Genomic DNA, 19,708 nt, shown 5'->3' with positions numbered 1-19,708 from the left:
TTTGCTCGACTGCGTTGTTTGAACACGCTGGACGCCAGCGACGACAACGGCGAGGATGGAGCCTGGTTCTTCTGGCTGGCCCTGCATGGCGCAACGCATCCTTGAACCCGGTGAGATCGAGACGCTGGCCTCGCGCGATGTTCCGCGCATCATCCTGCCCGATGTCGCTTCCCTGTTCGCCGAGCGCGCGACGCGCCTGCGCAGCCTGGCTGCGCACAGTGCCATCGGCGGTTACCTGCAGCTGCTGGCGGCGTTGGCAGATGCACAGCAGGCACTGCTGGACGAACTGACACCACAGCAACGCGAAGCGCTGCAATCGCAGGCACGTGCGCAGCAGTCGAGTGCGGCGGCCGGTGCCGGCATGCCGTTGCGGCCGGCCAACACGCTTCACCTGGATGGACGCTGGCGCGACTGGCTGCGCACGCTGTGCCAGCACTGTGCCGACGAGGCCGGGCTGCCGGCGGAAACCCGCCAGGAGTTGCAGCGCGTCGCCGCGGCCGACGATGCCTGGCTGGAGGCGCAGGCCCATGCCGTGCTGGAGCGTGATGATGCGCCATCGGTGGACGCGGTCGCGGCGCTGCTGGTGATGAACGCACTGCAGGTCTACTGGGCGGTGCTGGCGGACAGCTTCCGCTCCACCGACCTGAAACCGCTGGCCGATGCACCCGGCCTGTGCCCGTTGTGCGGCTCGCTACCGGTGGTCAGCGTGGTGCAGGCACGCCCACCCTATGCGTCCTACCGTTACCTGTCGTGCTCGCTGTGCGCGTGCCAGTGGCACTACGTGCGCGTGCAGTGCAGCCAGTGTGGCACCGCCGGCAAGGACATCGCCTACCGCGCCCTGGCCGATGTGGATGGCGACAGCGGCGAGGCCGTGCGCGAGAGCGCGGTCCGTGCCGAGACCTGCGACCACTGCCACAGCTACCGCAAGATCCTGTACCTGGAAAAGGATCCCTCACTGGAACCGGTCGCCGATGACCTCGGCACGTTGGCGCTGGACCTGCTGCTGGGCGAAGAAGGTTATGCGCGCGCCAGCCAGAATCCGCTGCTGTGGCAATCCGACGGCGAGTGAGGCGATGACAGCCACGCCCTCCACCCCGGCATCGGTATCCGCCCTGCCCTCGCTGGACCGGTTGCTGCGCCTGCCTGCCCTGGCAGCACTGATCGAGGGCCACGGCCATAGTCGTATCACCCGGCTGCTGCGTTCGCACCTGCAGGTGCTGCGCGACCGTATCAGCGCCGGCCAGCTTTCGGCCGCGCAGCTGCAGGAAGCGGTTGGCGGTCCGGCGCTGGTCGCGGCGATCGAGTCCGCACTGGCGGCCGATGCACGGCTGGATCTGCAGCCGATGTTCAATCTGACCGGCACCGTACTGCACACCAATCTCGGGCGCGCATTGCTGCCCGATGCCGCCGTGCACGCGGTCACCCGCGCGATGACCGCGCCGGTGGATCTGGAGTTCGACGTCATCCGTGGTCGTCGCGGCGACCGCGATGCACGGGTGCAGGCATTGATCTGCGAACTGACCGGCGCTGAAGCCGCCACCGTGGTCAACAACAATGCGGCGGCGGTCCTGCTGCTGCTCAACAGCCTGGCCAACCGCCGCGACGTGGTGGTGTCGCGCGGCGAACTGGTGGAGATCGGTGGCGCCTTCCGCATTCCCGACGTGATGCGCAGCGCCGGTGCCCGGCTGCTGGAAGTGGGCACCACCAACCGCACCCATCCGGCTGACTTCGCCAACGCCATCGGCGCGGGCACCGCACTGCTGATGGAGGTGCACGCCAGCAACTACGCGATCACCGGCTTCACCGCCAAGGTCGACACCGCGGCGATGGCGGCAATCGCGCACGAACATGGCCTGCCGCTGGTGGTGGACCTGGGCAGTGGCAGCCTGTGCGATCTGGCCACGTTCGGCCTGCCGCACGAGCCCACTGTGCAGGAAACGCTGGCAGCCGGCGCCGATCTGGTTTCGTTCAGTGGCGACAAGCTGCTGGGTGGGCCTCAGGCCGGCATCATCGCCGGCCGCGCCGACCTGATCGCGCGGATCAACCGCAACCCGCTCAAGCGCGCGCTGCGCATGGACAAGATGGGCCTGGCTGCGCTGGAAGCGGTGCTGGCCCTGTACCGCGAACCGGAGATGCTGGCACAGCGCCTGCCGACCCTGCGCACGCTGTCGCGCACGCAGGACGACATCGATGCGCAGGCCCAGCGCCTGCTGCAGCCGATGCGTGCCTCGCTGGCGACGGACTACACCCTCGAGCCTGCTTCGATGCACAGCCAGATCGGCAGCGGCGCGCAGCCACAGGCGCAGCTTGCCAGCGCCGGACTGCGCATTGCCAGCGCACGCCGTGGCGGACTGGATCGCCTGGCCAAGCGCTTGCGTCAGCTACCGCGCCCGGTGCTGGGCCGCATTGCCGATGACGCGTTGTGGCTGGACCTGCGCTGCCTGGAACCCGGGGACGAAGCGGCCTTCCTCGCCCAATGGAGCGCGCTGCAGGCATGATCGTCGGCACCGCCGGGCATATCGACCATGGCAAAACAAGCCTGGTACGCGCACTGACCGGCATCGAAACCGATCGCCTGCAGGAAGAGCGTACGCGCGGCATATCGATCGAACTGGGCTACGCCTATGTCCCGGTGGAAAGCAGGGACGTCGAAGGCTCGGCCGCGACGCTGGGCTTCGTCGACGTTCCGGGCCATGAGCGCTTCGTGCACACGATGGTGGCCGGCGCCACGGGTATCGATGTCGCCCTGCTGGTGATCGCTGCCGACGACGGCGTGATGCCACAGACCCGCGAGCATCTGGCCATCCTGCAACTGCTGGGCGTGGACCGCGGTGCGGTGGCGCTGACCAAGATCGACCGTGTGGATGTAGCGCGCATCGCCCGGGTCGAGATCGAGATCGCTGCGCTGCTGGCCGGAACGCCGCTACAGGATTCCCCTGTATTCGCCTGCAACAGCACCTCAGCCGATGATGCCGGCATCAGTGCACTGCGTACCCAGCTGCACGCGTGGGCGGCGGACGACGCCAGCGCGCGCCAGGCCGCACTGCGCAGCGAACTGTTCCGCATGCCGGTGGACCGCGTGTTCTCGCTGGCCGGCCACGGCACGCTGGTGACCGGCGCGGTACACGGCGGCATCGCCTTGGTGGGTGAGCATCTGCAGCTGATGCCGGCCGCCACTGAAGTGCGCATACGCAGCATCCACGCGCAGAACCAGGCCAGCGACCACGCGATGGCCGGGCAGCGCTGCGCGTTGAACCTGGCAGCCATCGCTCGTGACGACATCCGCCGTGGCGACTGGATCGCCGACCCGCGCGCACTGCTGCCCACCACCCGCGTTGATGTGCGCCTGCGGCTGTCCGCGTTGGCCGCGCCATTGCGCGACTGGGCGCCGCTGCATATCCACTGGGGCACGATGCACCGGCAGGCCCATGTGGTGCTGCTGGAGGACGACGATCACGGCAATGGGCAGTTGGTGCAACTGGTGTTCGATGCGCCGGTCTGTGCGATGTGTGGCGATCGCTTCATTGCCCGCGACTCGGCGGCAACCCGTACGCTGGGCGGCGGTGTCGTACTCGATCCGGATCCGCCACAGCGGCGGCGGCGCAGCCCTGCACGCCTGGCGTGGCTGGTGGCGCTGGAACAGCTGGCCACCAGCGCAGATGTTGGCCCGCTGCTTCAGCAGGCGCCCACCGGAATTCCATTGGCCGCACTGCAGCGCTACTGCCGGCGCGCCGCCGACCGGATCGATCTTCCTGCAGGCGCACAGCGCATCGCCACCCGCGACGACACGGTGGTCATCCTCGCTGCGCACTGGCAGGTGCTACGCGAACAGGTAATCGCCTCACTGCGTGGCTGGCATGAACGACGCCCTGACGAACCCGGTGTCGACAGCGGGCGCCTGCAACGCAGTACCCTGCCTGCACTGGCAACGAGCCTGTGGAACGCGCTTCTCCAGGACCTGCTGGACGACGGCAGCGTGCAGCGCGTGGGCGCCTGGTGGCGCCTGCCCGGCCATGACCATGCGCCACCGGAACGCGAGCGTCTGCTGCTGGAACGCGTGCTGCCGCAACTGCACGCCGGTGGCTTCGATCCGCCGTGGGTGCGCACCCTGGCCGCCGACATCGGCCTGGCCGAAGACGAGGTCCGCGCCATTCTGCGCCGCGCCACCACACGTGGCGAACTGTTCCAGGTGGTACCGGATCTGTTCTATGCACCGGCCCGCATTGCCGAGCTGGCCGCGATCGTCGCGCAGCTGTCGCAGGCCAGCGGCGCGGTGGATGCGGCCGCTTTCCGCGATGCCATCGGCCTGGGCCGCAAGCGCAGCATCCAGATCTTGGAGTTCTTCAATCGCGTTGGCTACACTCGACGCGTCGGTGACCAGCATCGGCCGCGTGGCGACCTGCAGTGGAACGCAGCCCGCGACTGAGCCCACCGCTACCGCCGTACTTTCGGAAGGCATGCGCATCCGGGCATGCGGCTGGGCTTCAAACCCAGTAGGGGGCGTCGATCGTTCCCTGGTAGGTTCGACTCCTGCTGCCTTCCGCCATTCGTGTTTCCGCAGGAGATGTCGGCATGGCCACGCACGCGCAGTCCCCCGCCCCTTCAACGGCCGATGCCCCACAACGACTGACCTCTCTCGCGCATGGCGGCGGCTGCGGCTGCAAGATCGCGCCGGGCGTGCTGTCCGAACTGCTGCGCGGCGTGCCGGCGCTTCCGGCACCGGCTGAGCTGCTGGTTGGTCGCGAGACCAGCGACGACGCCGCGGTGTACCGCCTTGATGACCGCCAGGCGATTGTCGCCACCACTGATTTCTTCATGCCGATCGTCGACGATCCATTCGACTTCGGCCGCATCGCCGCCACCAACGCGCTGTCGGACCTGTATGCGATGGGCGCACGGCCATTGTTCGCGCTGGCCATCGTCGGCATGCCGATCAACAGCCTGCCGCAAGACACCATCCGCGGCATCCTGCAGGGCGGCGAACGTGCCTGCGCCGATGCCGGCATCGTGGTGGCCGGTGGCCACAGCATCGATTCGGTGGAACCGATCTATGGCCTTGCCGCGATCGGCGTGCTCGATCCGCAACGCCTCAAGCGCAATGCCGATGCCCACACCGGCGATGTACTGGTGCTGGGCAAGCCGTTGGGCGTGGGCGTGTATTCGTCAGCACTGAAAAAAGAAGTGCTGGACGCCGACGGCTACCGGCAGATGATCGCGTCGACCACCCGACTTAACACCGTGGGCGTGCCGCTGGCCGCGCTGGACGGCGTGCATGCCATGACCGACGTCACCGGCTTCGGCCTGCTCGGCCACCTGCTGGAAGTGTGCCGCGCCAGCGGCGTGGCCGCCGAGGTGGACAGTGCACAGGTGCCGCTGCTGCCACAGGCGCTGGAGCTGCTGCAGCGTGGCTGCGTGACCGGCGCCTCCCACCGCAACTGGACTTCCTATGGCACCGAGGTGCGCTTCGCCGAGGGGTTGCCAGCACATTGGCAGCCGCTGCTGACCGACCCGCAGACCAGCGGTGGCCTGCTGGTGTCTTGCGCCCCCGGAGCGGTGGACGCGGTGCTGGCCTGTTTCCACGACGCAGGGTTCGTCCAGGCAGCCGTGATCGGCCGCTTGAGCGCTGGAACACCGGGCGTCAGCGTGCGCTGATGCGCGGGAACGACAAGGGCGCCCGAAGGCGCCCTTGTCGTTTCGCCGGGTGCAGCATCACTCGATGTTCTGCACCTGTTCGCGGATCTGGTCGATCAGCACCTTCAGTTCCACCGCCGCATTGGACGTGCGGCTGTCCACCGACTTCGAGCCCAGCGTATTGGCTTCGCGGTTGAACTCCTGCAGCAGGAAGTCCAGGCGGCGGCCGACCGGCTCACGCTGCTTGAGCACGCGGCGGATCTCGACGATGTGGCTGCCAAGACGGTCCAGCTCTTCATCCACGTCCAGCTTCTGCAGCCACAGCACCAGTTCCTGCTCGGCGCGGCCGGGATCGACCGGGTGCGGCAGGTCGGCCAGGCGTGCGGCCAGCTTGGCACGCTGGCCGTCGCGAATGGCCGGAATCAGCGTGCGGACTTCGGTGGCGATGCGTTCGATGCCGTCCACGCGCTCGCTGATGGCGGCCGACAACTTGCCGCCTTCGCGCTCACGGGCCTCGACGAAGCCGTCCAGCACCTGGTCCAGCAGGGCCAGTGCCTCGACCTGCAGGGCGGCGGCATCGGTGGCCTCGCCACGGGTCACGCCCGGCAGCTGCAGCAGGTCGGTGAAGCTGACCTGCAGGTTGGGGAAATCGGAGGTCAGGCGGTGGGCCAGGCGGCCCAGCTGGCCCAGCAGTGCCTCGTCCACCTGCAGGTTGGCCGCCGCTTCCGGCGCGCGCAGGCGCATCACCAGATCCAGCTTGCCACGGCTCAGGCGTGCGGCGATGTGCTCGCGCAGCTGCGGTTCGAGCGCCCGCAGTTCCTCGGGCAGGCGGGTGCCGACCTCCAGGAAGCGGTGGTTGACCGAGCGCAGCTCGCAGCCCAGCGTGCCCCACGGGGTGACCCGCTCGCCGCCGGCATAGGCGGTCATGCTTCGAATCATGGATTGTGTCCGGTGCGTGCAAAGGGGGAATGGTACCCTAGCGCCCTCACCAGAGCCCCCTTGCCCGCCCCGTGAAGGCCGCGGGCGTGGCGGCGTACTCCCTCGCCATTACGGAACCCGCACCATGTCCGATTCCCGCCCCAGCGGCCGCCAGCCCGACCAGCTCCGCCCGGTCGTCATCCAACGCGGCTTCACCCGCCACGCCGAAGGTTCGGTCCTGGTGTGCTTCGGTGAAACCCGCGTGCTGTGCACCGCCAGCATCGAGAACCGCGTGCCGGGCTTCCTGCGCGGCAAGGGCGAAGGCTGGGTCACCGCCGAGTACGGCATGCTGCCGCGCGCCACCCACACCCGTAGTGACCGTGAAGCGGCCCGCGGCAAGCAGGGCGGCCGCACGCTGGAGATCCAGCGCCTGATCGGTCGCAGCCTGCGCGCGTGCGTGGACCGCAACGCGCTGGGCGAGCGCACCATCACCCTCGACTGCGACGTGCTGCAGGCCGACGGTGGCACCCGCACCGCCGCCATCACCGGCGCCTACGTGGCCCTGGTCGATGCAGTGAACGTGCTGATGAAGCGCGGCGACATCAAGCGCAACCCGATCCTGGGCGCAGTGGCCGCCGTGTCGGTGGGCGTCTACCGCGGCACCCCGGTGCTGGACCTGGACTACGCCGAAGACAGCGACTGCGACACCGACATGAACGTGGTGATGAACGACGGTGGCGGCTTCATCGAGCTGCAGGGCACCGCCGAAGGCCATGCCTTCCGTCGCGACGAGCTGGACGCGCTGCTGGGCCTGGCCGAAAAGGGCGTGCGCGAGCTGCTGGCCGCGCAGCAGGCAGCGCTGTCGGCATGAACCGGCGCCTTGCCCTGACCACCCTGGTGGTGGCCGATTACGACGAAGCCATCGCCTGGTACACCGGCAAGCTCGGCTTCGCACTGTTGGAGGACATCGACCAGGGCCACAAGCGCTGGGTGGTGGTCGGCCCGACCGACGGCAGCGCCGCCGCGCTGCTGCTGGGCCGTGCCAGCAATGAGGAGCAGCGCAGCCGCATCGGCAACCAGACCGGTGGCCGGGTCGCCTTCTTCCTCAACACCGATGACTTCCACCGCGACCACGCCGCGATGCTGGCCGCCGGCGTCGAGTTCCTGGAAGCGCCGCGCGAAGAACCCTATGCAACGGTCGCGGTGTTCCGCGATCTGTATGGCAACACCTGGGACCTGCTGGAGCCCCGTCAATGAAGAAACTGGTACTGGCCAGCCACAACGCTGGCAAGCTGGTGGAGATGCAGGAGATCCTCGCCGACCTGCCGCTGCAGATCACCTCGGCCGCTGAGCTGGGCCTGGGTGACGTGGAAGAGACCGGCCTGACCTTCGTCGAGAACGCGCTGCTGAAGGCGCGCGCCGCCTGCGAAGCAACCGGCCTGCCGGCGCTGGCCGATGATTCGGGCCTGATCGTCGATGCCCTCGGCGGTGCGCCGGGCCTGTACAGCGCGCGCTATGCCGGTCACCCGACCAACGCCGCGGCCAACAACGCCAAGCTGCTGGACGCGATGGCCGATGTTCCCGACGGCCAGCGCAGCGCCCGCTTCTATGCGGTGATCGTGCTGCTGCGCCACGCCACCGACCCGCAGCCGCTGATCTGCGAAGGCCGTTGGGAGGGCCAGATCATCCGCGAGCTGCGCGGCACGAATGGTTTCGGCTACAACCCGGTGTTCCTGGACACCACCCACGGCCTGACCGCCGCGGAAATGGAGCCGGCGCTGAAGAACGCCATCAGCCACCGCGCCATTGCCCTGCAGCAGCTCAAGCAACAGCTGGCGACGCTGTACTGACGCCACCCGATCGAACCAGGGAAGCCGGCCAGCGGCCGGCACTACCGAAGAAGCCCATGCCGCACGCCCACGACCACTGCAACCACCTGCCCGGCGAAGCCTGCTCCGCTGACCACGACAGCCCGCCGCGGCTGGTGCCGCCACCGCTGTCGCTGTACGTGCACCTGCCGTGGTGCGTGCGCAAGTGCCCGTACTGCGATTTCAATTCGCACCAGGCCAAGGGCGAACTGCCGTTCGATGCCTACATCGACGCGCTGCTGCGTGACCTGGACCAGGACCTGCCACTGGTCTGGGGCCGGGTGGTGCACAGCGTGTTCTTCGGTGGTGGTACGCCCAGCCTGTTCCCGCCGGAAGCGATCGACCGTTTCCTTCAGCAGGCCAGCGCGCGCCTGCGTTTCGCGCCCAATGCCGAGATCACCCTGGAGACCAACCCGGGCACCGCCGAGCATGGTCGTTTCGACCGCTACCGCGCGGCCGGCGTGAACCGCCTCAGCTTCGGCATCCAGAGTTTTGACGACGCGATGCTCAAGCGCCTGGGCCGTATCCACGACAGTGGCGAAGCCGAGCGCGCGGTGAAAATGGCGCAGGACGCGGGCTACGACAACTTCAACATCGACCTGATGTACGCGCTGCCGGAACAGACCCTGGCCGGCGCCGAGGCTGATCTGGAACGCGCGTTCGCACTGCAGCCGGCGCACATCTCGCACTACCAGCTGACCCTGGAACCGAACACGGTGTTCTTCGCGCGGCCGCCGCAGGGCATTCCCGATGAAGACAACGCCTGGGACATGCAGGAACACTGCCAGGCACTGCTCGCGCAGGCCGGTTTCGGCCAGTACGAAGTCAGCGCCTATGCGCGCCCCGGCCGGCAGAGCGCACACAACCTGAACTACTGGCGCTTCGGCGATTACCTGGGCATCGGTGCCGGTGCGCACGGCAAGATCAGTTCAGGCGCCGAAGAACACGTGCTGCGCCGCTGGAAGCTGAAGCATCCGCAGGCCTACCTGGACAGCGCGGGTACCCCGGCCTCGTTCGGTGGTGACGATGTGATCGCGCCCGAGCGCCTGCCGTTCGAGTACATGCTGAATCTGCTGCGCCTGCACGAAGGTTTCGGCCTGCGCGATTTCGAGTCGCGCACCGGCCTGCCGCGCAGCGTACTGGACGCACCGCTGGCCGAGGCCGTGCAGCGCGGCTGGCTGGACGTGACGGATGGCCATGTGCAGCCGACCGAGCTGGGCCGCCGCTTCACCAACGATGTGGTGAGCCTGTTCCTGGAAGATTGATCTCGCGTGACAGAGGGCCATGCCTGGCGAACGGAAGGCACATCCACCCTAAAGTAGCGCCGACAGCGGCCGACACGGTAGATTCACCAGATCGATCCGCGGGAATCCGGGTACCGCCTGCCGATGTCAGCCGTCTTTTCCATCACTCCTGCCGACAAGAACCGACTGGCCGCCAGCGACCTGCCACCGCGGGTACGTGAGCTGTTGGGCGCGCTGATCGGCCTGTGCCGGCAGACGCTGGCCGCGCCCCTGATCCTGACGGTGGAGGCGCTGGAGCAGAATCTGCTTCACGACGCCGACCGCGCACGCAATCCGCAGCAGCAAGCCGAGCTGATGGCCCAGCGCGGGCAGCTGCATGCGTTCTCCGGCCACTTCGCCGACCGTATGCTCGACGCCGTGGCCGATGCCCTCGCACGGCTGCGCGAACCGGCCAGCGGTGTCAGCACCAGTGCTACGCCGCCAGCGCTGCCGGGCATGCTCGGGCTGTCGCTGGTCGATGAGCATGAAGTGGATCGCGACCTGCTGCTGACCGAGATGGTGCGGCGCGAGACGCTGCGTTCAACCAACACACTGAACCTGCTGGGCCAACGCCTGGGCGTACTGGCGGCGGCGCCGGCCTTCGAGGCCGACACCCTGCCACTGGCACCGCAGGCACTGTGCGCGATGGTGCGCCGGATTGCCGAACAGGACGCGCTGAGCGTCGAGGTACAGCTGGCGCTGTATCGCAGTTTCGAACGGCAGGTGCTGGAACGGCTGGGCGATATCCTTGACCGTGCCAATGCCCTGCTGGCCCAGTCCGGAGTACTGCCGGGGCTGGTCTACACCCCCTACCTGGCACGCTCGTCGAGCACGCGGCGGATCATCACCCAGTCGGTGGGTGGCGGCCGCACCACACAGCCGGCCAAGCGCGCCGCAGCCCCGCTGACCGGCTGGAACGGTTCGGCACCGGCCGGCTCCTGGTCCAGCCTGGTACAGGACGCCTTCCATGGGGGCGGCACAGCCAGCCCCGCCACGCCGGGCGTAACCACGTCCACCGGCGGTGCATTGCATGAACTGCTGCAGCAGGCACGGCATGCCAGCCCTGCCCCGGCGGACAGCGGCGCGGTGCCCAGCGCGGCAGTCGACGCGGTCCTCGCGCGCCTGCAGGCCCAGTCCAGTGCCGCAACCGGAGTGGCCGACCTGCAGGCTGCCGTGGTCGCGCAGCTGCGCAGCGAGCATGGTGCGCAGGCCCAGCTGGGCAGTCACGACCGTGACAACCTCGACCTGCTGCGCATGCTGATGCAGCAGGTGCAACAGCAGCAGCGTCCCGATCCGGTGCCGGCCGCCCTGCTGGCGCGCCTGCAGGTGCCCCTGGCACGCGCGGCCATGGCCGACCCGGGCTTCTTCGTGCGCGACGAACACCCCGCGCGTGAGCTGCTCAACCAGATCGCCGAAGTCGGCGCCAACTGGCTGGGCGATGACGATGTGGACCCACAGCTGCTGCAGCGCATGGCGCAAAGCGTGCAGGGCCTGCTGGGGCAGGATGCACGTGCGCCGGAGGCCTTTGCCGCCGCCAACGAAGACGTGCAGCAGCACCAGCGCGCGGCGGCCCATCGTGCCGAACTGGCCGAGCGCCGCCATGTGGAAGCCGCGCGCGGCAAGGAACGATTGGAACTGGCCCGTCGCCAGGCCACCGCGCAGATCGACCAGTGCTGCGACACGCAGTCGCCGCCGCGCTTCGTGCAGACCCTGCTGCGCCAGGCCTGGGCCGATGCACTGACCCTCACCCGCCTGCGCCATGGCGACGATTCGCCACAGTGGCAGGAGCGCCTGCAACAGACCGAGCGCATCGCTGCCATCACCGCACAGGCCATCGACGCCCCTGGCGGCACCGATACCGCGCTGGCAGCGGAGGTGGAAGCCGCACTGCTGCAGGTCGGCTACCACGCCGAGGAAGCCGCCGCCGTCGCGCGCAGGCTGGCCACGCCCGGCGGCGAGGATGAAAGCACCTCGCGTACCGAGCTCAGCGCACGCCTGAAGGCACGTGCGCGCCTGGGCGAGCACGCCGGCACGAACAGTGGCACCGCACCTGCCACACCGCGCAGCAGTACTGAAGAAGCGGCCTACCAGCAGCTGTCCACGCTGCCGTTCGGCAGCTGGTTCGACATCGACACGGGCGATGGCACGCTGCGCCGCCAGCGCCTGTCCTGGTACAGCCTGCTGACCGGCCATGCGTTGTTCGTCAATGCGCGCGGGCAGAAGATCACCGATACCGACCTGGATACGCTGGCGCGGCAGATCAGTGCCGGGCGCGCGCAGCTGGTCACCGAAGACAAGGGCCGGCTGGTCGACCGTGCCTGGGAAGCCAGCCTCGGTGCGCTGCGTGCACTGGCCACAGGCCGCGCACAGGAGACCCCCGCATGAAAGCCGTACCGCCGCAGGACACCCGCCGCGCGCCGCGCCGCCAGGTCTCGGACCTGGTGCCGGTCACCGACCAGATGCGCGAGTGCGTGGTCGGGCGCCTCGGCAATGTCTCCGAAACCGGCATGCTGATGCTGGCCAGCGTGCCGCTGCGCGAGGATGCGCTGTACCAGCTGCGCTTCCCGTTGCCACTGGGTGATGGCCGCCAGCAGGCCATCGACGTGGGCGTGCATCTGCTATGGAGCGAGCCCGCGCACGTACCCGGGCAAAGCTGGACCGGCTTCCGCTTCCTCACCCTGTCACGCGAGCATCGGCAGCTGCTGCGGCAGTGGGTGGGCGAGGACAGCGACGAGGGACCGGTTTCGACGGCCTGAGTGCCGGTTCCGGCACAGCGGTTTTTCGCGGTATGCGGCAGAATCTAGGGCCGTTTTCCGTGTCGAGCCACCGCAATGATCCAGCAAGACCCCGGCGCCCTGTATTCCGACCACCTGGCCGTGCTGTGCCGACGTGCCGAACAGGCGCTGGCCCGCGGCGGCTTCGATCACCTGGTGGTGCCCAGCGGCACCCTGCACTACCAGGTGTTCGACGACCGCGACTACCCGTATGCGGTCAATCCGCAGTTCAAGGCCTGGCTGCCGCTGACCCGCGTGCCCAACAGCTGGATCGTGTTCACCCCGGGCAAGCGCCCGGCCGTGATCTTCCACCAGCCCTTCGACTACTGGCACGTGGTGCCGGACGCGCCCAGCGGCTGGTGGGTGGAGCACTTCGACATCCACATCATCCGCAAGCCCGAAGAGGCGCTGGCCCTGCTGCCGGCCGACCCGGCGCGCTGCGCGATCCTCGGCGAACCGCAGAGCGCGCTGGGCAACTACGTGCCGAACAACCCGGCGCCGGTGGTGAATTACCTGGAATGGCACCGCGGCAGCAAGACGCCGTATGAGATCGCACTGATGCGTCAGGCGCAGGTGCTGGGCGTGCGTGGCCACCGCGCCGCCGAAGCCGCGTTCCGCAACGGCGCCGACGAGTTCAGCATCCACATGGCCTATTGCCAGGCCGTCGGCCAGGACGCCAACGAGCTGCCGTACGGCAACATCGTGGCCCTGAACGAGCACGCTGCGGTGCTGCACTACACCGAGCTGGGCCGCAAGGCGCCGCAGCCGCTGCGCAGCTTCCTGATCGATGCCGGTGCCAGCGCCTACGGCTACGCCAGCGACATCACCCGCACCTACGCCGCGCAGGGCCACGACGAGTTTGCTGCGATGATCGCCGCCGTCGACGCCGCCCAGCAGCAGATGTGCGCGGCGGTGCGCCCGGGCTTCGACTACAAGCAGCTGCACGTGGACGCGCATCTTTCGCTGATGGGCGTGCTGAAGGACTTCGGCGTGATCAAGGTATCGCCGCAGACCGCGCTGGAGACCGGCGTCAGCGCCGCGTTCTTCCCGCACGGCATCGGCCACCTGATCGGCCTGCAGGTGCACGACGTGGCGGGTTTCGCGGCCAGCGACGAAGGCGGCCGCATCGAGCGCCCGGCCGGCCACCCTTACCTGCGCCTGACCCGCGTGCTGGAACCGGGCATGGTGGTGACCATCGAACCGGGCCTGTACTTCATCGACATGCTGTTGAACGAAGTGAAGGACGCCGGCCATGGCGACGCGATCAACTGGGAGCGCGTGGACTTCTTCCGCCCGTATGGCGGCATCCGCATCGAAGACGAAGTGCTGTGCACTGATGGCGAGGCGGACAACCTGACGCGGCCGGAGTTTGCGGCGGCCAACGGCTGAGCCCCTCGTGGTTGCCCGTTGAATCAAAAGCCGCGCTTGGCCGGGCGGGGTGGGTTTGCAGGACACGCCGTAAACCCATCCATGGGGGCTCGATGGCGCCATCCATGGCGCCAACGGTCCTGCAAACCCACCCCGCCCAGCCTTTGACAGTTTCCTGCCGCGTCCAACCACGGAAAAGAAAAAAGAAAAGCAGAAGCGGGTCGCTCGCTGCGCTCGCTCTGTGTCGACCAGGGTCGACACCTACCAATCGTCGTTCGTTCCAACAACCGCAATTGCCAGTAGATCCACGCCATGCGTGGATGATTCATTCGATGTCTGATAGATGTGCCGACCAACGGTCGGCACCCACCAACAGCCCCGTGAACCTGTCGAAGGCGGGGTACTGTGGGTTTGCGGGGTGTGAGCCGCATGGATGCGGCGACCAAGCCTCCACGGACGGATTCACGGCGTCCCCGCAAACCCACAGTGCCCCGCCATCCCACGGATAGCCCGCTGTTGCTGTTGCTCCAGCTGTTGCGTCTGCGGGTGCAGGGCTGCAAGCCCTGCAGAGCCCCCCTTTACCCCGCCATCACCGCTTCGATCTCGTCGGCGCTGCGCGCCAGGCCTTCGGTCAGCACACGATGGCCGTCATCGGTGATCAGCACATCATCCTCGGTGCGGATGCCGATGCCACGCCAGCGCGGTTCCACCGTCGTGTCGTCCACGCCGATGTACAGCCCCGGCTCGATGGTGAACGCCATGCCCGGCTCCAGCAGGCGTGAATCACCGGCGAGGCGGTAATCGCCTACATCGTGCACGTCCAATCCGATCCAGTGCCCGGTCTTGTGCCGGTAGAAACGCTGGTACAGGCCCTCGGACAGGTTCTTTTCCAGCGTGCCCTTCAACAGGCCCAGCCGCAGCAGGCCTTCGGTCAGGGTCTGTACCGCCGCCAGGTGGCCAGCCTCATACGGCACGCCCGGCTTGGCCTGGGCCAACGCAGCGGCCTGCGCATCGCCGACCAGGTCGTGCAGTGCACGCTGCTCGGCACTGAAGCGACCATTCACCGGGAAGGTGCGGGTGATGTCGCTGGCGTAGCCGCGGTATTCGGCACCGGCATCGATCAGCACCAGCTCACCATCGCGCGAACGCGCGTTGTTGTCGCGGTAATGCAGGATGCAGCCGTTGCGGCCGGCACCGACGATGCTGCAGTACGCCGGCACGGCGTCGTTGGCGCGGAACACACGCTCCAGCTCGGCCTGCAGTTCGTATTCGTGGATACCCGCCTTGGCCACCTGCATCGCAGCCAGATGCGCACGCACGCTGATCTGCGCGGCGTGGTGCATCAACGCGACTTCCGCACCCGACTTGAACAGGCGCTGCTCGTGCAGCAGGTGGCCCAGCTCCAGAAACTCATGCGGCGGCTGCGCGCCGTGGCGCACCTGCGAACGCACGCGGTTGACCCAGCCGATCAGCTTCAGGTCGAAGTCGGCATCGCGGCCGAAGTGGTAGTAGACGCGCGAGCGCCCTTCCAGCAGGCCCGGCAGGATGTCGTCCAGATCGTCGATCGGGTAGGCATCGTCCATGCCGTACTGCGCCACCGCGCCTTCCTGGCCGGCGCGGCTGCCGTCCCAGGCCTCGCGCTCGGCATCACGCTCGCGGCAGAACAGGATGGCCTCGCCGTGGCGGCGGCCCGGAATCAGCACCAGCACCGCTTCCGGCTCCGGGAAGCCGCTCAGGTACTGGAAGTCCGAATCCTGGCGGAACGGATAATGGGTATCGAGGCTGCGCACCTTCTCGGCTGCGGCCGGCAGTACCAGGATCGCGTCCTCGCCGGCCATGTCCATCAGCTGGCGGCGGCGACGCTTGTATTCGCCGGCCGCGATGCCGGTGCGCTGCTTGATGTCCATCAGTTCAGGCGCTGCCGATGGCGCGAGGCCAGCACCACGTCACCGTGCAGCAGCAGCACCGCCACGCGGATGAATTCCTCGATCTCCGACAGGGCTTCGTCGTCATCATCGCCGCCGGCCTCGAAATCCTCGCTGGAGGCGCGGGCCAGGCTGGCCATGTCGGTCAGCGCTTCCTCGCCCTCTTCGGACAGGGCTGGCCGGTTGCCACCACTGCCCAGACCGAAGCCGCCCAGGAACGAGCGGGTCCAGCTGAACATGGCATCGGCCTGCGCGGACACGTCATCGTTGTCGGTCAGCAGCAGTTCGAAGGCGAAGTCACGGTCTTCCAGCTGCTTGATGGTGACCTGCAGCAGCTGCGCCAGCACGCTGTCGGCAGCCACCGGCGCCAGGTTGTCGTCGGCCAGCACGCGCGCCGGCCAGTCGTTGCCGGGGGCGCCGCCGGCGGCCAGCCAGCCACACAGCGCGCCGTGCAGCTCGGCAGCGGTGGCGCCCAGGCCCAGTTGCTGGCTGGCGCGGGTAACGTCGTCGACGGAGGGAAGTTCGGTCATCGTGCGGCTCGTTCGGAAAGGAAACCCGGGGCGCGCACGCGCGCGCCCGTGAGACCCCGTAGTGTAGCAACCCGACGGCATCCTCTTCGCAGCCGTCCAGCCTTGCTGCGACAACGCTTGACCGCCCTTACCCGGCTTGCCTATCGTGCCCGTATGGAACCCGCTGATCCCCTTGCCCAGCTGCAGGACTTCGCCGCCCGCGTGGAAGCGTTGCTTGAACGCAACCAGCGCCTGGCCGAGGAGAACCGCAGCCTGCGCCACCAGCAGGAACAGCTGGTGGCCGAGCGCTCGACGCTGCTGGCCAAGAATGAGCAGGCACGTTCGCGGGTGGAAGCAATGATCAGCCGGCTCAAATCCCTGGAGCAGCACACATGAGCGCCGAACCGGTCAGTGTCCGCATCCTCGATCGTGAATACACCGTGGGCGTCGGCGGCGATGAACGCGACAGCCTGATGGCCGCCGCGCGCCTGCTGGATGCGCGCATGCGCGAGATCCGCGGCAGCAACCGCATGGCCGCGGTCGATCGCGTCGCCGTGCTGGCCGCGTTGAACCTGGCCCACGAACTGCAGCTGCTGCGCGACGAAAACGCCCGCCAGGCGGTGGCCCTGCAGCAGACGCTGGCCGACCTGAACCGGCGTCTGGACCGCGCCATCGACGGCAACGCCTGAAGGTCGTGCACAACGCGTCTTCTCATATCTGAATTGGCACGGACTGTTGCCGACGAACGGCCTATCCAGATCCTGCGTGCTGGCTATAATGGCCACGCGTTCTCTGCGGTACTCGACGGCATGTGCAAACATTCGCCTTGTCCCTTAAGAACGACACCGGGAGCGCGACAGCGCCGGGAGTGCAGGTCCGCCTTGTAGCGGGAAGCCCGATGGTTCTCCAGCGTTCCCACTTGAGCCCCCGGGTTCAAGGTCGTTTCGCATGCATCGACATTGCGGAGAATGCAATATTCCAGCAAGGGCGGCGTCTTCGGGCGTCGCCCTTGTTCTTTGCGGCACAATGACGGCTGATCCTTGCCGCACGCTGCCATGACCGACCCGCGCCAGGCCCTGCGCCACGACCTGCGGCAACGCCGCCGTGACCTTTCCGCCGCTGAGCGCATCGCCGCCGCCGAATCCCTTGCCGATGCCCTGCTGGCGCTGCCGTTCGCCCCGCGCGAAGGCGCCGTGGCTGGCTACTGGGCGCTGGATGGCGAAATCGCCCTGCACCGCTGGCAGCTGCAACTGCCCGAAGGCCTCACCTACTGCCTGCCGGTGCTGGCCGGTGAGGTGCTGCGCTTCGCACCGTGGCGGCCGGGGCAGCCGCTGACCAGCAACCGCTACGGCATTCCCGAACCGGACGTGGCGGTGGAAGACACCCTGGAACCGGCGCAGATGGCGCTGGTAGTGACCCCGCTGGTGGGTTTCGACGCGCAGTGCCGGCGGCTGGGCATGGGGGGCGGCTGGTATGATCGCAGCTTCGCCTTCCGCCACGATCGGCCGGCGCCGCCCTGGCTGGTCGGTGCTGCGTTTGCGGTGCAGCAGGTCGAGTCCTTGCCGGTGGCGTCGTGGGACGTGCCGGTGGATGCGATCTGCACCGAAGACGGCACCCTGTTCCCCTCCGCTGCCCCCGTGAACGCATGACCGCCCGCAAGCGCTACTGGCTGATGAAGTCCGAACCGGACGCCTTCTCCATCGATGACCTGGCCAAGGTCAAGGTCGAACCCTGGAACGGGGTGCGCAACTACCAGGCGCGCAACTTCATGCGCGATGGCATGCAGGTGGGCGACGGCATCCTGTTCTACCACTCCAATACCAAGGTGCCGGGCATCGTCGGCCTGGCCACGGTGGCCAGCACGGCCTACCCGGACGACACCCAGTTCGATCCGAAATCCGACTACCACGACCCCAAGAGCACGCGCGAGAACCCGCGCTGGATGCTGGTGGACGTGGCCTTCGACCGCAAGCTCAAGCAGGTGATCGCGCTGGACGAGATCAAGCTGCACGCTGATGAGCTCGGCGAAGGCTTCCCGCTGGTTGCCAAGGGCAACCGCCTGTCGGTGTTCCCGGTGACGGCCGCGCAGTGGAAGCTGCTGCTGTCGCTGGAAAAGAAATCCTGATTCCCTGTCTGAGAGTTCTCCCATGTCCGAAGCCAAGCGCCTGGCCGCCGAGAAAGCCATCGAGTACGTAGAAGACGGCATGATCGTCGGTGTCGGCACCGGTTCCACCGTGGCCTATTTCATCGATGCCCTGGCCCGCATCCAGCACTGCATCAAGGGCGCCGTATCCAGCTCCGAGCAGAGCACCGCGCGCCTGAAGCAGCACGGCATCGAGGTGATCGAGCTGAACCACAGCGGCAACCTGTCGCTGTACGTGGACGGCGCCGATGAGTGCGACGCCAACAAGTGCCTGATCAAGGGCGGCGGTGCCGCGCTGACCCGCGAGAAGATCATCGCCGAGGCCAGCGAGCGCTTCATCTGCATCGTCGACCCGAGCAAGCAGGTGCCGGTGCTGGGCAAATTCCCGCTGCCGGTGGAAGTGATCCCGATGGCGCGCAGCCTGGTCGCCCGCCAGATCCGCGACATGACCGGCGGCCAGCCGACCTGGCGCGAAGGCGTGGTCACCGACAACGGCAACCAGATCCTGGACATCCACAACCTGCAGATCACCGATCCGGAAAAGCTGGAGCGCGAGCTCAACCAGCTGCCGGGCGTGGTCTGCGTGGGCCTGTTCGCGCGCCGTCGCGCCGATGTGGTGATCGTCGGCGGCGAGCCGCCGGTCGTGCTCTGACCCTTTCGAAGGATCCTGACGATGTCGCTGTTGCGTTCGCTGCTGATGCTTCCGCTGCTGGCCCTGGCCGGCTGTGCCACCGATGCGGCCCGCCATTGGGTCGAGCTGGATGGCGCCCGCTACCAGGTCGAGCTGGCCACCAACGATGAAACCCGCGCGCGCGGGTTGATGTTCCGCGACCAGATGGCCGCCGACCACGGCATGCTGTTCATCCACGACCGCGAGGAAATGCAGGCGTACTGGATGAAGAACACGAAGATCGCGCTGGACATCCTGTACTTCGACAGCGAGCGCAGGCTGGTCAGCCAGCAGCGCGACGTTCCGCCGTGCTCGGCCGGCGACATGTGCCCGCCGTATCCCAGCGGTGGCCCGGCCCGGTACGTGCTGGAGCTCAATGCGGGCCAGGCCGAGAAGCTGAAGCTGAAGGACGGCACCGCGCTGACCTTCGGCCCGGGCATCGAGTAGATCCTCGCCCTGCGTTGAGGAGGAGCGGTAGGCGCCGACCTTGGTCGGCACTGACTTGCCGCGCGCTGGCTGGCTGTGGTGTGGACCAAGGTCCACACCCACCGGAACCCCATCGCCCCAGGCCGTGACTTTTTCACGCGGCACCGCTTGAAACCGCCTGCAAATGTCGCCA

20 protein-coding genes, 1 tRNA gene and 1 other RNA gene are annotated in these 19,708 nt (G+C 67.9%); 19 read left to right on the top strand and 3 right to left on the bottom strand.

Annotated elements, in window-relative coordinates:
• The first annotated feature begins 85 nt into the window (after positions 1-85).
• The 5 genes from fdhE (at position 86) to selD (ending at position 5,652) form a co-directional block, all read left to right on the top strand.
• The gene (gene fdhE / locus N5D45_RS16900; protein WP_010484040.1) at positions 86-1,069 is read left to right on the top strand and encodes a formate dehydrogenase accessory protein FdhE; all 984 of its coding nucleotides are present in this window, start codon (positions 86-88) and stop codon (positions 1,067-1,069) included.
• A 4-nt stretch (positions 1,070-1,073) separates the two neighbouring features.
• A complete protein-coding gene (gene selA, locus N5D45_RS16895) occupies positions 1,074-2,498 on the top strand; it encodes an L-seryl-tRNA(Sec) selenium transferase (protein WP_164192891.1) in 1,425 nt (474 codons plus the stop codon).
• Positions 2,495-4,426 carry a selenocysteine-specific translation elongation factor gene (selB, locus tag N5D45_RS16890; RefSeq protein ID WP_164192888.1) on the top strand — a complete coding sequence of 644 codons (1,932 nt, stop codon included), beginning with the start codon at positions 2,495-2,497 and terminating at the stop codon, positions 4,424-4,426. Before selA ends, selB begins: the two co-directional genes overlap by 4 nt.
• Before the next feature lie 24 nt (positions 4,427-4,450).
• Positions 4,451-4,546 (top strand) — tRNA-Sec (locus N5D45_RS16885).
• Between the two features lie 26 nt (positions 4,547-4,572).
• Positions 4,573-5,652 carry a selenide, water dikinase SelD gene (gene selD, locus N5D45_RS16880; protein ID WP_197657287.1) on the top strand — a complete coding sequence of 360 codons (1,080 nt, stop codon included), beginning with the start codon at positions 4,573-4,575 and terminating at the stop codon, positions 5,650-5,652.
• Positions 5,653-5,709: 57 nt separating this feature from the next.
• Here selD and N5D45_RS16875 read toward each other — a convergent pair whose 3' ends face one another.
• Positions 5,710-6,570 carry a YicC/YloC family endoribonuclease gene (locus tag N5D45_RS16875; protein ID WP_197657288.1) on the bottom strand — a complete coding sequence of 287 codons (861 nt, stop codon included), beginning with the start codon at positions 6,568-6,570 and terminating at the stop codon, positions 5,710-5,712.
• A 124-nt stretch (positions 6,571-6,694) separates the two neighbouring features.
• On the opposite strand from N5D45_RS16875, the gene rph reads away from it, so the two are divergent.
• The 7 genes from rph to pepQ all read left to right on the top strand — a co-directional run bounded on the left by rph (position 6,695) and on the right by pepQ (position 13,863).
• Complete coding sequence (gene rph, locus N5D45_RS16870) at positions 6,695-7,420, top strand: ribonuclease PH (protein ID WP_197657289.1); 726 nt, start codon at positions 6,695-6,697, stop codon at positions 7,418-7,420.
• Positions 7,417-7,806: a VOC family protein gene (locus tag N5D45_RS16865; RefSeq protein WP_279939319.1), complete on the top strand. Its 390-nt coding sequence runs from the start codon at positions 7,417-7,419 to the stop codon at positions 7,804-7,806. The genes rph and N5D45_RS16865 overlap by 4 nt, the downstream gene beginning before the upstream one ends.
• Positions 7,803-8,399, top strand: coding sequence for an RdgB/HAM1 family non-canonical purine NTP pyrophosphatase (gene rdgB / locus N5D45_RS16860; protein ID WP_010484033.1), 597 nt, complete (start codon positions 7,803-7,805; stop codon positions 8,397-8,399). Before N5D45_RS16865 ends, rdgB begins: the two co-directional genes overlap by 4 nt.
• Positions 8,400-8,455: 56 nt before the next feature.
• The gene (hemW, locus tag N5D45_RS16855; protein WP_043400308.1) at positions 8,456-9,682 is read left to right on the top strand and encodes a radical SAM family heme chaperone HemW; all 1,227 of its coding nucleotides are present in this window, start codon (positions 8,456-8,458) and stop codon (positions 9,680-9,682) included.
• A 123-nt stretch (positions 9,683-9,805) separates the two neighbouring features.
• Complete coding sequence (locus tag N5D45_RS16850; RefSeq protein WP_279939318.1) at positions 9,806-12,085, top strand: DUF1631 family protein; 2,280 nt, start codon at positions 9,806-9,808, stop codon at positions 12,083-12,085.
• Positions 12,082-12,456 (top strand): PilZ domain-containing protein, encoded by a 375-nt coding sequence (locus N5D45_RS16845; protein ID WP_010484030.1) that lies wholly within the window; start codon positions 12,082-12,084, stop codon positions 12,454-12,456. Before N5D45_RS16850 ends, N5D45_RS16845 begins: the two co-directional genes overlap by 4 nt.
• A gap of 75 nt (positions 12,457-12,531) precedes the next feature.
• The gene (gene pepQ, locus N5D45_RS16840) at positions 12,532-13,863 is read left to right on the top strand and encodes a Xaa-Pro dipeptidase (protein ID WP_227200308.1); all 1,332 of its coding nucleotides are present in this window, start codon (positions 12,532-12,534) and stop codon (positions 13,861-13,863) included.
• Between the two features lie 557 nt (positions 13,864-14,420).
• On the opposite strand, the gene N5D45_RS16835 is transcribed toward pepQ, so the two are convergent.
• Positions 14,421-15,743 (bottom strand): aminopeptidase P N-terminal domain-containing protein, encoded by a 1,323-nt coding sequence (locus tag N5D45_RS16835; protein WP_029379908.1) that lies wholly within the window; start codon positions 15,741-15,743, stop codon positions 14,421-14,423.
• 5 nt (positions 15,744-15,748) lie between these two features.
• Entirely contained in the window at positions 15,749-16,297 is a 549-nt protein-coding gene (locus N5D45_RS16830; protein ID WP_171955057.1) for a YecA family protein, read from the bottom strand.
• Between the two features lie 153 nt (positions 16,298-16,450).
• Here N5D45_RS16830 and N5D45_RS16825 point away from each other — a divergent pair, with 153 nt between their 5' ends.
• The 7 genes from N5D45_RS16825 (at position 16,451) to N5D45_RS16795 (ending at position 19,536) form a co-directional block, all read left to right on the top strand.
• Positions 16,451-16,672: a TIGR02449 family protein gene (locus N5D45_RS16825; protein ID WP_005410898.1), complete on the top strand. Its 222-nt coding sequence runs from the start codon at positions 16,451-16,453 to the stop codon at positions 16,670-16,672.
• A complete protein-coding gene (locus tag N5D45_RS16820; protein ID WP_010484026.1) occupies positions 16,669-16,965 on the top strand; it encodes a cell division protein ZapA in 297 nt (98 codons plus the stop codon). The genes N5D45_RS16825 and N5D45_RS16820 overlap by 4 nt, the downstream gene beginning before the upstream one ends.
• A gap of 97 nt (positions 16,966-17,062) precedes the next feature.
• A non-coding RNA gene (gene ssrS, locus N5D45_RS16815) (6S RNA) lies at positions 17,063-17,248 on the top strand.
• 83 nt (positions 17,249-17,331) lie between these two features.
• Entirely contained in the window at positions 17,332-17,925 is a 594-nt protein-coding gene (locus N5D45_RS16810) for a 5-formyltetrahydrofolate cyclo-ligase (RefSeq protein ID WP_019338637.1), read from the top strand.
• Complete coding sequence (locus N5D45_RS16805) at positions 17,922-18,401, top strand: EVE domain-containing protein (protein ID WP_019338636.1); 480 nt, start codon at positions 17,922-17,924, stop codon at positions 18,399-18,401. Before N5D45_RS16810 ends, N5D45_RS16805 begins: the two co-directional genes overlap by 4 nt.
• A 22-nt stretch (positions 18,402-18,423) precedes the next feature.
• Positions 18,424-19,071 (top strand): ribose-5-phosphate isomerase RpiA, encoded by a 648-nt coding sequence (rpiA, locus tag N5D45_RS16800; protein ID WP_279939317.1) that lies wholly within the window; start codon positions 18,424-18,426, stop codon positions 19,069-19,071.
• 21 nt (positions 19,072-19,092) lie between these two features.
• Positions 19,093-19,536, top strand: coding sequence for a DUF192 domain-containing protein (locus tag N5D45_RS16795; RefSeq protein ID WP_010484023.1), 444 nt, complete (start codon positions 19,093-19,095; stop codon positions 19,534-19,536).
• The last annotated feature ends 172 nt before the right edge of the window (positions 19,537-19,708 follow it).

Origin of the sequence: Stenotrophomonas sp. GD03819, assembly GCF_029841665.1 — a bacterium.
Classification (GTDB): domain Bacteria; phylum Pseudomonadota; class Gammaproteobacteria; order Xanthomonadales; family Xanthomonadaceae; genus Stenotrophomonas; species Stenotrophomonas geniculata.
Note: the sequence above shows the minus strand (reverse complement) of the source record. Positions and strands in the feature narration are given on the sequence as shown.